The 13,468-nt window shown below is 51.8% G+C and carries 8 protein-coding genes and 6 pseudogenes; 5 read left to right on the forward strand and 9 right to left on the reverse strand.

The window, feature by feature from the left end; translation table 11 throughout:
* Positions 1 to 6 precede the first annotated feature (6 nt).
* The 3 genes and pseudogenes from ttcA to AM329_RS05575 all read right to left on the reverse strand — a co-directional run bounded on the left by ttcA (position 7) and on the right by AM329_RS05575 (position 2,516).
* Positions 7 to 942 carry a tRNA 2-thiocytidine(32) synthetase TtcA gene (gene ttcA / locus AM329_RS05565; RefSeq protein WP_032609308.1) on the reverse strand — a complete coding sequence of 312 codons (936 nt, stop codon included), beginning with the start codon at positions 940 to 942 and terminating at the stop codon, positions 7 to 9.
* Between the two features lie 49 nt (positions 943 to 991).
* Positions 992 to 1,450, reverse strand: a pseudogene (locus tag AM329_RS05570) (tyrosine-type recombinase/integrase); the annotation flags it as partial.
* 8 nt (positions 1,451 to 1,458) lie between these two features.
* Positions 1,459 to 2,516 (reverse strand): annotated as a pseudogene (locus AM329_RS05575) (IS3 family transposase).
* 41 nt (positions 2,517 to 2,557) lie between these two features.
* On the opposite strand from AM329_RS05575, the pseudogene AM329_RS05585 reads away from it, so the two are divergent.
* Positions 2,558 to 2,725, forward strand: a pseudogene (locus AM329_RS05585) (DUF4113 domain-containing protein); the annotation flags it as partial.
* 134 nt (positions 2,726 to 2,859) lie between these two features.
* On the opposite strand, the gene AM329_RS05590 reads toward AM329_RS05585, so the two are convergent.
* Together AM329_RS05590 and AM329_RS05595 are read right to left on the reverse strand one after the other, a co-directional pair.
* Complete coding sequence (locus AM329_RS05590) at positions 2,860 to 3,750, reverse strand: arginase family protein (protein WP_032609304.1); 891 nt, start codon at positions 3,748 to 3,750, stop codon at positions 2,860 to 2,862.
* A 37-nt stretch (positions 3,751 to 3,787) separates the two neighbouring features.
* The gene (locus tag AM329_RS05595; RefSeq protein WP_032609303.1) at positions 3,788 to 4,882 is read right to left on the reverse strand and encodes an NADH:flavin oxidoreductase; all 1,095 of its coding nucleotides are present in this window, start codon (positions 4,880 to 4,882) and stop codon (positions 3,788 to 3,790) included.
* A gap of 102 nt (positions 4,883 to 4,984) precedes the next feature.
* On the opposite strand from AM329_RS05595, the gene AM329_RS05600 reads away from it, so the two are divergent.
* Positions 4,985 to 5,869 carry a LysR family transcriptional regulator gene (locus AM329_RS05600; RefSeq protein WP_032609302.1) on the forward strand — a complete coding sequence of 295 codons (885 nt, stop codon included), beginning with the start codon at positions 4,985 to 4,987 and terminating at the stop codon, positions 5,867 to 5,869.
* Positions 5,870 to 5,957: 88 nt separating this feature from the next.
* On the opposite strand, the pseudogene AM329_RS05605 reads toward AM329_RS05600, so the two are convergent.
* Positions 5,958 to 6,629, reverse strand: a pseudogene (locus AM329_RS05605) (SOS response-associated peptidase).
* Positions 6,630 to 6,953: 324 nt separating this feature from the next.
* Positions 6,954 to 7,151 (reverse strand): annotated as a pseudogene (locus tag AM329_RS05610) (tyrosine-type recombinase/integrase); the annotation flags it as partial.
* 70 nt (positions 7,152 to 7,221) lie between these two features.
* Here AM329_RS05610 and AM329_RS26250 point away from each other — a divergent pair.
* From AM329_RS26250 to AM329_RS05620, 3 genes are all read left to right on the forward strand, one after another.
* A complete protein-coding gene (locus AM329_RS26250) occupies positions 7,222 to 7,353 on the forward strand; it encodes a hypothetical protein (RefSeq protein ID WP_255344478.1) in 132 nt (43 codons plus the stop codon).
* A 221-nt stretch (positions 7,354 to 7,574) separates the two neighbouring features.
* On the forward strand, positions 7,575 to 7,772 hold the full coding sequence (locus AM329_RS05615; RefSeq protein WP_003856931.1) for a hypothetical protein: 198 nt from the start codon (positions 7,575 to 7,577) through the stop codon (positions 7,770 to 7,772).
* Between the two features lie 3 nt (positions 7,773 to 7,775).
* Positions 7,776 to 8,198, forward strand: a complete 423-nt coding sequence (locus AM329_RS05620) for a GFA family protein (RefSeq protein WP_022651250.1) — start codon at positions 7,776 to 7,778, stop codon at positions 8,196 to 8,198.
* Positions 8,199 to 8,232: 34 nt separating this feature from the next.
* Here AM329_RS05620 and ompC read toward each other — a convergent pair whose 3' ends face one another.
* A complete protein-coding gene (gene ompC, locus AM329_RS05625) occupies positions 8,233 to 9,360 on the reverse strand; it encodes a porin OmpC (RefSeq protein ID WP_017382260.1) in 1,128 nt (375 codons plus the stop codon).
* Positions 9,361 to 9,746: 386 nt separating this feature from the next.
* A pseudogene (nifJ, locus tag AM329_RS05630) lies at positions 9,747 to 13,260 on the reverse strand (pyruvate:ferredoxin (flavodoxin) oxidoreductase).
* Positions 13,261 to 13,468: the final 208 nt, after the last annotated feature.

Raw genomic sequence — 13,468 nt, forward strand, 5'->3', positions numbered from 1 at the left:
GCCAGGTTACTTGACTTCTACCACGTTCAGGCGCAGTTCATCGAATTGCGCATCCTCTTCCTCTGGCTGCCAGCCAGCAGGCTGCATCGGGATCTCTTCGCGATCAAACGCCAGATCCCCGCCATTCACCACCTCTGAACCGTGGTTAATCCCTTTGAAATCGAACAGTTCAACGTCGGCGAGGTGCGAAGGCACCACGTTCTGCATGGCGCTGAACATGGTTTCGATGCGGCCCGGATAGCGTTTATCCCAGTCACGCAGCATGTCGCCAATGACCTGACGTTGCAGGTTCGGCTGTGAGCCGCACAGATTGCACGGAATGATAGGGAAGGCTTTGGCCTGAGAGAAACGCTCAATGTCTTTCTCGCGGCAGTAGGCAAGTGGGCGGATCACGATGTGTTTGCCGTCGTCGCTCATCAGCTTCGGTGGCATTCCCTTCATTTTGCCGCCGTAGAACATATTCAGAAACAGCGTTTGCAGAATGTCGTCCCGGTGATGGCCAAGCGCAATCTTGGTGGCACCCAGTTCGGTTGCGGTGCGGTACAGAATGCCGCGACGCAAACGTGAGCAGAGCGAGCAGGTCGTTTTGCCCTCTGGGATCTTCTCTTTAACAATGCCGTAGGTATTCTCTTCTACGATTTTGTACTCAACGCCCAGGTTCTCAAGGTACTCCGGCAGGATATGCTCCGGGAAGCCAGGTTGTTTCTGATCGAGGTTAACCGCGACCAGGGAAAAGTTCACCGGTGCGCTTTGCTGTAGATTACGCAGGATCTCCAGCATGGTGTAGCTGTCTTTACCGCCCGACAGGCAGACCATGATGCGATCGCCTTCTTCAATCATGTTGAAGTCTGCAATGGCTTCGCCCACGTTACGGCGCAGTCGCTTTTGCAGTTTATTCAGGTTGTACTGTTCTTTCTTTGTATTTGATTGATTTTCTTGCATTTATTGCTACCTTCGGAGCCGATAGGGGCATAATAGGGGCAAAAATTTTTCAGCGTGCCAGCTTATTGTTAAGCATCAGCACCTGTTCGCCATTCATTTCTTCAATCCACGCACCGTAGACTTCATAAACCATTTGCGCGTTTTCATGCCCCATCTGGCTGGCTATGAAAGACGGGTTAGCGCCGGCAGATAAAAGCCAGCAGGCAAAAGTATGCCGCGTATGGTACGGATTCCGGCGGCGAATACCAGCACGTTTTACAGCTGCGTTGAATCTCGCACCGATGCTCGATAAAGAGTAGTAGGCTTTCTGTATGCCCTTGCGCATCCTGGGCATGAAAACAAAACGCAGGTTTTGATATTCCATCGCACCATACTCACGATGATGAAAAACAATCTCGGTTTTTGGCTGTACCGAAGTCAGTGTACGCTGTGCCTTCAAGGCCTCTAGTGCTGGCTCTAGTAGCGTGATAACTCGATCACCTGCATCGGTTTTTGGTGGGACGAACATTGAAGTGGTCAACTAAAACTGGCCACGGCTTTAGAGTTTTTCCAGTATCGGTTTTCCGATTCGTTTGGGGGTGACTCACCGTTATAGTCATGCGGCCTTACCGAACTGTAATACCCGACGATATAGTCTGTGATCGCATGAGCTGCTTCGCTAAAGTTTATATAGCCTGTCACTGGCACCCACTCGTTTTTCAGACTTCTGAAGAAGCGTTCCATCGGGCTGTTATCCCAGCAGTTTCCGCGTCGGCTCATACTTTGCCTGATCCGGTAACGCCACAATAACTGCCGGAACTGCCTGCTTGTGTAGTGGCTACCCTGGTCACTGGGGAACATTACTCCCGCTGGTTTACCTCGGGTTTCCCACGCCATTTCCAGCGCTTTGATGGTTAGCTTGCTGTCCGGTGAGAATGACATTGCCCAGCCTACCGGTTTCCTGGCGAACAAATCGAGAAAGTGGGTGGGTTGCTGACAACTAACCAGTCCCAGTTCTTTCATGAGTCTGCCGGCAAGCCAGCGTCCCATTCTGAAACCTCTCAGGGTTGCCATAATGGCGATACTCCTCGCGTCAGCAGAGCCATGGCTAATGTTATGCAGCTCCAGAACCTGGCTACGTAATACAGCCCGCTTGCCGTCTGGCTTTTCGGGGCTTTTCACCCAGTATTTGTAGCTGCTGCGATGAACCCCGAACACCTGGCAGAGTGTGACCACAGGATACTGCGCTCTGAGTTTTTCGATTAACGAGAACTGTTCAGGGAGTCTGACATCAAAAGCGCGGTAGCCTTTTTTAATATGTCGTTTTCCATTTCAATGCGTTGTAGCTTTTTCTTTAGCTCACGTATTTCAATCTGTTTCGGGGTTATAGGGGAGGCTTTAGGTATTTTACCCTGTCGTTCATCCCGTAACTGCTTTACCCATCGCGTCATGGTAGAAAGCCCCACGTCCATAGCACTGGCCGCAGCTGCAACGGTGTAGTTCTGATCAAGGACCAGTTGAGCGGATTCGCGTTTAAACTCTGCGCTGAAATTTCTTTTTTCATTGGGACACCTGTATTGTTCTGAGATGAGCATATCACCTCTGTTCAGGTGGCCAAATTCAGTAAACCACTTCAGCCGGAAGCGAAAGGTTGATGGAAGTGCTCGATCACCTGAACGCTAAAGATGGAAAAGGCACGCTCTACTTTGCCGGGCAGGGAATACAGCAGCAGTGGCAAATGAAGCGAGAAATGCTGTCGCCTCGATATACCACGAGATATTCAGATTTGCTTAGAGTCCGATAAATAATACTGATGTCTTAGTCCGCTCTGTGCCAGAAGCGGACAATGGAATGTGAAAGTTGCAGTACTTCCAATACGTTATGTAAGTAGTCCGCACATCATGTAATCGAATGTGCAGACCACATTAGATCTGGCCTTCACTCGTTCATGATAGGAATCTTCTTAAGAAACTCTTTAAGATTCCAGGCATCCCAAGGCAAATGCTCAGTAATACCAATGATCACGATTTCGGTTTCAGCAGATACATCACGGATTATTCTAAGCGTCTGGGCGAGATTTAATTTTCCTACTGGATACACCGCCTGCCAGTCAAACTCAGGCTCGGGTTCGGCGAACAGCAGTGAACGGAAGACGTCCGGATTCAATACATCCAGATCCAGATGCACAGCAAGTTTGCGGATATTCTGTTCTTTTATCCAGCTAGTAATCTTGTCGCTGTTCTCGTAAAGCTCGCCCGGTCGGGCTATCCGCAGACCAAGTGCGTTGATAAAGGCTGTCTCCTGCTCAGTCAGCCCCTCTTCAATCAGACCGGCATACATAACGCGAGAGGGCTTCACCGGGGTCTTCACTTTAGAAGCGAACTCCGGATCGCCACCGCCCAAAAGATTTCCCAGCACCATTGTATGGCCGTTGGTAAAGTCGACTGGTGTTTTCACATCAGGGTGTGAATCGATCCACAGTACACCCATGTCACCATTGTGCCTGTCGTTCATCCAGGCAAAGGGAGCCTGGTCAGCAAGACAGTCACCGCCAAACACCACAATATGATCTGGCTCTTCCTTTTCCAGGATAGCCAAGGCCTCATCATGCTGGCTGAGTAACTGCCAGCGATAAAGCAAACCTTCTTCAGGTTCTGGCGTGTCCGGATTGAATTCCGGTATGCTTATGGTGTGCAGAGGAGCGCACGTCTCTGGAGAGAGCCAGTGCAGCAGCCGGGCACCAAATCCGTAGAGATCCTGATTGCCTCCCTGCCACTGTGGAAATAAAATCCTGATCGTCTTTTTCGTCTTTTTCGTCTTGTCAGTCATTTTGACGTCCTTTATTAGTGCCGATGGTAAATAACAATTAAAATCGTTCTTTTTCCTTGATGTCTGCAACCGGTGAAAGAATATCGTCAGGCAGATCGTGAAGCGGGAGACCGCAACGGACCTTTCGTGGCCAGTCAGGATTTGCTAATGCTGCCTTGCCGATAGAAACAAAATCTGCGCCCATATCCAGTAATTTTTCTGCCGTTTCACCGTCATCCAGCCCACCGTTAGCAATGATGATGGTCTCCGGAGCGGCTTCACGGGCAAGCTCAACAAGGCTCTTGTCGCTGCTCTCGAATGCAGGCAGCCAGGATTTGTATTCGGTCACATGGATATAGTCCACGCCGGCATCGGCGAGCAGACCGAAGATTTTCCTGGCACCGTCCTCACCTTCTTTCCATTTATGATGAAAATCGTTTACTTTTCCCTGCGAAATCCTGACGCCCAGCGTCTTTTCTGCGCCAATTTTACCGCGCACGGCACGGATAACTTCCAGCGTAATGGCCAGACGGTTTTCCAGGGAACCGCCCCATCCATCAATACGCTGGTTGGTATAGTCTGTCAGGAACTGGTCAAGCAGGTACCCGTTCGCCGCATGGATCTCAACGCCGTCAAATGTTGCATCACTGACGGCGAGCTCCGCGCTGTCGGCAAAGCTGGAGATGATGTCGCGGATCTGCTCTTCACTGAGTGTCCGGGGAGTGCGGTATTCCCCGGAACCATAGTAGAACTCAAGCTGCTGCCCTTTAGGTTTCACGGCGGAAGGACCTGCAGAGTCCGGACGGTAGATATTTTTCTGAGACAATGCGCCGGCATGAATGAGCTGGGCTATGACCCGTGCACCGCGCTGATGTGCTTTTTCGACAATATTTTTCCAGCCGCAGATCTGTTCTTCATTCACGATGCCTGGCTGAAACGCATAGGTCTGTGACCACGCCTGGTCAATGTAGATCCCCTCGGTGATGATGGCGCCGAAACCTCCCCGGGCAAAGCGGGAGTAGTATTCCTGCATCTTTTCACCCGGTACGCCGGTTTCAGACGCGGAGATACGCGTCATAGGGGCAACCATGATGCGATTGCGGAACAGAGTGCGGTTAATAAATGTGGCTTCGAATAATGATGCGTGGCGCATGGTGACTCCTTGGTAACAATTATAATAAAAATAATTATAATGCCGTTATCCGTAACGTTATACTGGTAAGAAATGCATCACTGTATAACGGAAATAGATAAAATGAATCTTCGTGACGTCGAACTGTTCATCGTTCTTGCGGAAACCTGCAATCTTTCTCAGGTCGGGCGCAGGCTTGGCATGAGCGCGATGAGCGTGTCGCGACATCTCGCCCAGCTGGAAAAGGATTTAGGCGCGCGTCTGTTTCAGCGCACGACCCGCGCGGTGTCGCTGACCAGCGAGGGTGAAGAATTTCTTCCCTATGCCAGAACCATGATGGAAGCAGAGCAGGGCGCACGGATTATGTTCAGCGAGGACGCTGGCGGGGCGTCAGGCCTGCTGAAGATCACGGCACCCTCCGGCATCGGCCGGTGTTACATACTTCCCCTGCTGCCTGACCTCATGGAACGGAATCCAAAGATGAAAATCGATCTCAACCTCAGTGATGACTTGGTGGATATCGTGGGTCAGGGGTACGATGTGGCCATCAGGGTTGCCCCGCTCAGGGATTCGAACCTGATTGCCCACAGGCTCAGCAGCAACCCCCGGGTCCTCTGTGCCTCACCTGCTTATCTGTCCCAGCACGGGATTCCCACCACTCTGGCAGAACTGACCAATCATCAGTGTTTGAGAACGGCAATGGTGTCTCAGTGGACATTTGTGAAAGATGGGAACCTACTCAGTCATTTATTTGAGCCACGGTTCATTTGTAACAATGTAGAAGGTGTCCGAAGTATGTGTAAGGCCGGAGCGGGCCTGGCACAACTAACAAAAGCAGATATTCACTCTGAACTGGCAACCGGAGAACTCGTCGAAATATCACTTAGTGATGCGGATTGCCACATGCTGGCAATATGGGCGCTGTTTCCGACAAAGCGCTACCTGCCATGCCGCGTTACTGTCTTTCTAGATGCTTTAAAGTCTTCGCTGAAGAGACTTATGTCATGAATATTAAGTTCAACTTTTGTAGAGAGTGATAAAGTCATAATGTCCGCATTTCGCTCATTTCGAACATGACAGATTTCTTTTGACCTTACTATTTTGATGCCTTGACTAGCTCCGGACCCTGGTTTTTCACATTCCCCATGGCACGCGTCACGGCGTGCCAGATAAACTTGTCGGCTGGCACAGCGCCGTCGGCTGCTATCACTTCAGCTTCTTTACCGCCTAGGTCCTGACGCATCCACTCACGTGCCGCTTCTGCAGACAGAACCAAGGGGCGGCGGTCGTGAATGTCGACCAGTCCTTTATCAGCTGCAGACGTCACAATCAGAAATCCCTCTGCTTCATCTCCACGTTCGAAAGGCGTGCTGCCGATCGTTGCCATGATAATGGGTTGGCCGTCGGCGCGGTGAATGAAGTAGGGCTGTTTCTTGTCTCCTTCCTTTTTCCATTCGAACCAGCCATCAGCAAAACAGATCGCCCGGCCATGCTGCCAAAGAGGTTTGAACATTCGGCTGGTGGCCGCGGTTTCGACGCGCGCGTTAATCAGTGGCGGCTTATCCCACCACCCGGGCGCTTAACCCCAGAGCACCGGATCGAGGTGCAGTTGTTCGTCGCGTTCGCTCAACAGCAGAACCTTGGTTCCAGGCGCGACGTTGTACCGGCCAATAGGTTCCGGGTCATAGGCAATGTCACGATCGGCTTCATCGGCCAGGTAAGCAAGATATTCTTCACGGGTTTGGGCTTGTGCAAAACGTCCACACATAGAAACTTCCAGTCAGTCAGACTGAAAGTATATGGCAGGGAGAAAAAGGAGGGCACACTGGCTAAAGTTAGGGGCAAATTTAGGGGCAAAACTGAGGAATAGGGGCAAAAAAAGGGCATTAAAAATGTATTACTGGGTAGCTTTAGGGAGAAACTGCTATGCTTTAACTAATTGAATAAATTGACAAAACGAAAGCAATCAATGAGTTAACAAAATCAGCGTAGCTTATTCAGGTTGTACTGTTCTTTCTTGTTAATCTCTTGATTTTCTTGCATCTATTCGTTACTCAGATCTCAAATGGGGCACAGGGTGAGGAAAACGATTTCAAAGCGTCAGCTTCGTGTTCATCTCTTCTATCCATGTAGCATAGATTTCATACACCATCTGCGCATTTACGTGCCCCATCTGGTTAGCGATAAAAGACGGGTTTGCGGCTACCGGTAAAAACCAGCATGCGAAAGTGTGTCGTGTATGGTACGGATTGCAGCGCCGAATGCCAGCACGATTTACAAATGAGCCCCACAGGAGAAGTTTGGTTAAGACTGAAGGGTTGTCTACACTTACAGCTTACGCAGTAAAAACGGAGGTGAAAATGACTGACCGTCCCGTTCATGGTGACCATCCTGATTATAATCCCAGCCCGGATAACCCGGACAAGGATGGAAGAAAACCGAAAGATGATCCTGGCTCAGCGCCTGAATCAGGCGATAAAGATCCAGAGTAATGACCAACCGCCTTTACGAAGGCGGTTTTAACACCCATTACGGCCTCTCTACGCGCACCGCTATTCACGTTATCCTCATCAACGTCGTCTGATAACCGCTCAGAATCCATCCCTTTTTTGCCGGATGAACGGGTGAGATAAAGCACGGATTTCATTCCCGCGTACCAGCGCGTTTTACAGTTCTCCTGCTACGCTTTTGAGGGGGACAAGGGAGCGCTTCTATGAAAAATAAAGACGAGCAGACAGGATTAGTTGGGCTGGCGATTGGTGCCGCCGTTATCGGGCTGGTTTCATCCCAGAAGATCATCAATCGTGAAAGTATTGTCGATGAGCTGGTAAGGCTCGGCAGGCAGAAGGGGGATGGTGTCGAAGATGAGGTCTTTTTAAAAGCGGCTGAGTTAGTGAGAAAAGGGGTATAAGCGATGGCTGACATTCGTCATGCACAGTGTCATTGTGGGGCGGTGAAATTTACGGTTGAGCTGACGGACGGCCTGAATACCGCACGTCGATGCAGCTGCTCGTTTTGCAGGATGCGTGGGGCGGTCGTGGTTTCAGCGCCTTTGACGGGCATTAAGGTGACGCAGGGCGCGGACACGCTCACAGAGTACCGTTTCAACACCGGCACGGCGCGCCATTTCTTCTGTTCGATTTGCGGTATTTACACGTTCCACCAACGACGTTCCAATCCCAATGAATATGGTGTGAATGTCGCCTGTCTGGAAAATGTCACGCCATTCGACTTCCCGGAAGTGGCGGTAATGGATGGAGTAAATCACCCTATGGATGGCGACAGCGGGGTATTTGGCTATCTCTCTTTCCGTAAAGAACAGACGAAACAGCGATGAAAACTAGCCCGCAGATCGCTGCGGGCTAACGGGATTAGAACTGGTAAACCAGACCCAACGCTACAATGTCATCCGTACCGATGCCATTGTTTTTGTAGAATGAATCATCTTCATCCAGCAGGTTGATTTTGTAATCAACATAGGTGGACATGTTTTTGTTGAAATAATAGGTAGCACCGACGTCAGCATATTTTACCAGGTCTTTATCGTCCTGGCCATTGCCCAGGTCTTTACCTTTAGACTGTAAATAGGAAATGGCCGGACGCAGACCGAAATCGAACTGATATTGTGCGGTGACTTCGAAGTTCTGGGTTTTGTTTGCCACCGCATCTGCATTGTCGCCGTACGGCGTCATATTGCGGGTTTCGGAATACATTGCCGCCAGATAAATGTTGTTGGCATCGTATTTCAGACCTGCGGTCCATGCATCCGCAGTATCGCCGCCCGCAGTAGTGTAATTTACCTGATCGTTGGTACGGTCAGATGAAGTATATGCTGCACCTGCGCTGAAGCCCATGCCGAAATCGTAGGTTGCGGATATACCGTAACCGTCACCATTTTCATGACGTGTATCACGACCGTTGTTGGTCCCTTCATTGGTAGAGCAGAAATTCTCGTCGCAGTTATTACCTTCATTATTACCCTGATACTGCACCGCGAAGTTCAGACCCTGCACCAGACCAAAGAAGTCGGTGTTACGGTAGGTCGCCACGCCGTTTGCACGACCGGTCATAAAGTTATCGGCATAAGTATAAGAGTCGCCACCAAATTCTGGCAGCATATCGGTCCAGCCTTCAACGTCGTACAGGACGCCATAGTTGCGGCCGTAATCGAAGGAGCCGTAATCGCCCACCTTCACGCCCGCGAAGGCCAGACGCGTCCAGGACTGATTGTCAGAACCTTCGGTGTTGTTTGCCTGAATGTTGTATTCCCATTGGGCGAAGCCGGTCATCATGTCATTGATTTGGGTTTCACCTTTAAAACCCAGACGCATATAGGTTTGATCGCCATCTTTAGACGCGTCGTCAGAGAAATAATGCAGACCATCTACTTTGCCATACAGATCCAGTTTATTGCCGTCTTTATTATAAATTTCAGCTGCGTGAGCGGCTCCAGCCATTAACAAAGCGGGGATCATCAGTGCCAGTACTTTTCTTTGCATTTTGATTATTCCTTTGCAGTTATTTTTTATTGCTTAGTGAACTTTCCGGGCTGGAAAGGTGTCCCATGCTAAATCACTCTGGCGGCGGATGAATAAAATATAATTGTTACGGGTTAAGTAAAATCTAAACTAAATGATGCGGTTGAAATAATGATAAACGTCATGAATGGATTATTATAATCAATACAAAATAAAAATTATTAATTACGAGGAAAACAAGGTAATCTCCACGCCGTTATATGCCTTTAAGATTATTTCATCCATAATTCACGTGAATATTGTTCAGAACATTGAGGCAATTTTCACCGATCTTCTGGATTCGCCCGGTGCACGTGCATCGGGCTTTTTTATAGCAAAAAAATGCCCGGACAAGCCGGGCATACAGGTTATTCACTGGTCGATTTTTCGGCTTTTCCTGCCAGTTGCGCCAGAAAGTCATAACGCTTCTGAAGATCCGCTGCCGCATCCTTCCATAGCTGCTCTGCTACTTCAGGCTGCTGGGCGTTCAGCCTGCGGAAACGCTGCTCCTGAAGTAAGGTTTCGGCAAGGGCGTCTGACGGCGGACGCGAATCCAGCGCCAGCGGCAATTTCCCTTCATCGGCACGGCGCGGGTCAAAGCGGTACAGTGGCCAGAAGCCGGTTGCGGTGAGCTGACGCATCTGGTCGTGGCTGAGTGCCAGATCGTAGCCATGCTCCTCACACGGACTGTAGGCGATGATCAGCGACGGGCCTGGCTTCCTGAATGGCTTTCACCGTCTGGTTGAGCTGCGCCCCAAGCGAAATTTGCGCGACGTAGACGTGCCCATACATCATCATGCTGACGCCCAAATCTTTACGCGCCTTGCGCTTGCCGTGCTCACCAAATTTCGTGACCGCTCCCAATGGCGTTGCTTTCGAGGCCTGTCCGCCGGTGTTGGAATAACACTGAGTATCGAGCACCAGAATATTGACGTTTTCGGTCAGGCTCAGGACATGATCAAGACCACCGAAACCAATATCGTAGGCCCACCCGTCGCCGCCGATCAGCCAGATAGATTTTTCAACCAACGCGTCAGCATCAGTCAGGAGTTGTTCAGCCCCTTCAACACCCTGAAGCGCGTGGCGCAGTTCAGCAACCTGCGCGCGACGAACGTCAGGTGTGGCCTCCGCATGCAGGGCATCATTCAGTTCTGCCGGGATCTTATCGGCAAACTGTGCCAGCAGACGCATTATGCGGGCGCGGTGCTGATCGACCGTCAGACGGAATCCCAGACCAAATTCTGCGTTGTCCTCGAAAAGCGAGTTTGCCCACGCCGGGCCGCGACCGTTTGCGTCGGTAGTGTACGGCGTGGACGGCAGGTTACCTCCGTAGATCGACGAGCAGCCCGTCGCGTTGGCAATCAGCATCCGGTCGCCGTAAAGCTGGGTAAGCAGTTTGATATACGGTGTTTCGCCGCAGCCGGAGCACGCCCCGGAGTACTCGAAGAGCGGGGTGATGAGCTGCGAGGTACGAATGTCAATGCGTTCCAGCTTGTTGCGATCGATTTCGGGCAGGTCGAGGAAGAAATCATAATTCACTTTCTCTTCTTCAACATGTTCAAGACGCGACATCATATTGATGGCTTTGATTGACGGGTCCTGACGATCTTTCGCCGGGCACACCTCGACGCACAGGTTACAGCCGGTACAGTCTTCCGGCGCCACCTGAAGAACATATTTCTGACCACGCATATCGCGGGATTTTACATCCAGCGAGTGCAAACTTTCCGGTGCGCCATCTAACGCTTCTGGTGACACCACTTTGGCGCGAATAGCCGAGTGCGGGCAGGCCGCCACGCAGTGGTTGCACTGGGTGCACAGCTCTTCTTTCCAGATAGGGATCGCTTCGGCAATGTTGCGTTTTTCCCAGCGGGTCGTGCCCATCGGCCAGGTGCCGTCAGGCGGAAGCGCAGAGACGGGAAGGGTGTCTCCCAGTCCGGCAAGCATCGCCGCCGTGACGGTTTTGACGAAATCCGGGGCGGCGTCAGACACCACTGGCGGGCGGTTCGGACTGCTGGCATTGACCGGCTGCAACGGCACCTCGAACAGCGATTCGCGGGCCAGCGCCAGCGCCTGCCAGTTGCGCTCAACCAGTTCCTGACCTTTGCTGCTGTAGCTTTTGGCGATCGCCCCCTGGAGTTCCATCAGCGCGCTGTCGCCCGGCAGAATATTGGTCAGGTGGAAGAACGCCATCTGCATAACCGTATTGATGCGCGCCGCCAGGCCGCATTCGCGGGCGATCTTCGCGGCGTTAATGACATACAGGCGCGCCTGTTTCTGGTTAAGCACTGCCTGCACTTCCTGGGGCAGGCGTGCCCAGACCTCGTCGGCGCTGTAAGGGGTGTTGATCAGGAAAATACCGCCAGGCTTCAGGCGCTCGGCCATCTGATATTTATCAATGAACTGGAGCTGGTGACAGCCAACAAAATCCGCCTGAGAAATCAGGTATGCCGAGCGGATCGGGTGTTCGCTGACGCGCAGGTGGGAGACGGTCAGTCCGCCCGCTTTTTTGGAGTCGTAGACGAAATATCCTTGCGCATACCACGGCGTAGAGTTGCCGATAATTTTGATGTTGTTCTTGGTCGCCGAGACGCTGCCGTCGCTGCCCAGACCGTAGAAAAGCGCTTCCAGTTTCGCATTCGAGGGCAGGTTGTTTTCCGGCAAAGGGAGAGAAAGGTTAGTCACGTCATCATAAATGCCGACCGTAAAGCGCGGCTTCGGTTTTGCCTCGCGCAGTTCAGCAAATACCGCAAGGACGCACTCCGGCCCGAACTCTTTTGAAGACAATCCATAACGCCCGCCAATGACGCGCGGCAGCGTTTCGCGCTCACCGCGGTTAAACGCCTCAGCCAGTGCGGTCATTACATCCAGATAAAGTGGCTCAGCCTGTGCGCCAGGTTCTTTGGTGCGGTCCAGTACTGCCACGGCACGCGCGCTGTCCGGCAGGGCTGCGAGCAGGTGTTTCGCTGAGAAGGGACGGTAGAGGCGAACTTTGAGCACGCCAACTTTTTCACCACGCGTCAGCAGCTCATCGACCACCTCTTCGCAGGTGCCGATGGCAGAGCCCATCAGGACGATCACGCGCTCGGCCTGCGGATGACCGTAATATTCAAACGGCTTATATTCGCGGCCCGTCGCAGCGGCAAAATCGTCCATCGCCTGTTCAACGTGCTCATACACCGCGTTGTACCACGGGTTTGTCGCCTCGCGGGACTGGAAATAGGTATCCGGGTTCGCAGAGGTACCCCGGATCACCGGATGTTCCGGATTGAGGGCGCGAGCGCGATGCGCATCGATGTCAGCCTGCGGCAGCAGATTCAGAATGGTGTCGTCCGGCAGTGGAACGATTTTGTTGATCTCGTGGGACGTGCGAAAACCATCGAAGAAATGAATAAATGGCACTCGGCTTTTCAGCGTAGCGATATGCGATATCAGCGCGAAGTCCTGTGCTTCCTGTACGCTGCTGGCGCAGAGCATAGCGCAGCCGGTCTGACGCACGGCCATCACGTCTGAGTGGTCGCCAAAAATAGAGAGAGCGTGAGTGGCTACGGTGCGTGCGGCAACGTGCAACACAAACGGCGTTAATTGCCCTGCCAGCTTGTAAAGCGTGGGGATCATCAACAGCAGCCCCTGAGACGACGTAAACGAGGTCGACAGGGCACCGGTCTGCAACGCACCATGCACGGTGGCAATGGCCCCGGCTTCGGACTGCATCTCAACAACCCGCGGGACATCGCCCCAGACGTTTTTTATCCCATTACCAGCCCAGGCGTCAGCCTGTTCAGCCATCGTGGAGCTGGGAGTGATGGGGTAGATGGCGATCACTTCGCTGGTACGAAACGCAACAGACGCGACTGCACCATTGCCGTCAATAGTTTGCATAGGACAACACCCTTACATTGCGCAAAAAGAGGGGTCTGTAAAACGACGACAGACCCTGAATATTATCTGTGTATTTTAGCAAAGCTCAGGTTTTACGATTTTCGCTTTTGTGTCCTTGGTATGCGCTGTATCAATGACTCGAAGGCTATTCGCGTTAAAAAATTGCGAGAAATTGTTACCAGGGCGCATAAATACGCACATCCGCTCT

It is taken from the genome of Enterobacter cloacae complex sp. AR_0002, assembly GCF_001922365.1.
Taxonomy (GTDB): Bacteria; Pseudomonadota; Gammaproteobacteria; order Enterobacterales; family Enterobacteriaceae; genus Enterobacter; species Enterobacter hormaechei_C.

Bases quoted from the DNA above. Each gene is read 5' to 3' on its own strand.
- ttcA (WP_032609308.1), bottom strand. From the start codon at position 942: ATGCAAGAAAATCAATCAAATACAAAGAAAGAACAGTACAACCTGAAT.
- AM329_RS05590 (WP_032609304.1), bottom strand. From the start codon at position 3,750: ATGACTGACAAGACGAAAAAGACGAAAAAGACGATCAGGATTTTATTT.
- AM329_RS05595 (WP_032609303.1), bottom strand. From the start codon at position 4,882: ATGCGCCACGCATCATTATTCGAAGCCACATTTATTAACCGCACTCTG.
- AM329_RS05600 (WP_032609302.1), top strand. From the start codon at position 4,985: ATGAATCTTCGTGACGTCGAACTGTTCATCGTTCTTGCGGAAACCTGC.
- AM329_RS26250 (WP_255344478.1), top strand. From the start codon at position 7,222: ATGACTGACCGTCCCGTTCATGGTGACCATCCTGATTATAATCCCAGC.
- AM329_RS05615 (WP_003856931.1), top strand. From the start codon at position 7,575: ATGAAAAATAAAGACGAGCAGACAGGATTAGTTGGGCTGGCGATTGGT.
- AM329_RS05620 (WP_022651250.1), top strand. From the start codon at position 7,776: ATGGCTGACATTCGTCATGCACAGTGTCATTGTGGGGCGGTGAAATTT.
- ompC (WP_017382260.1), bottom strand. From the start codon at position 9,360: ATGCAAAGAAAAGTACTGGCACTGATGATCCCCGCTTTGTTAATGGCT.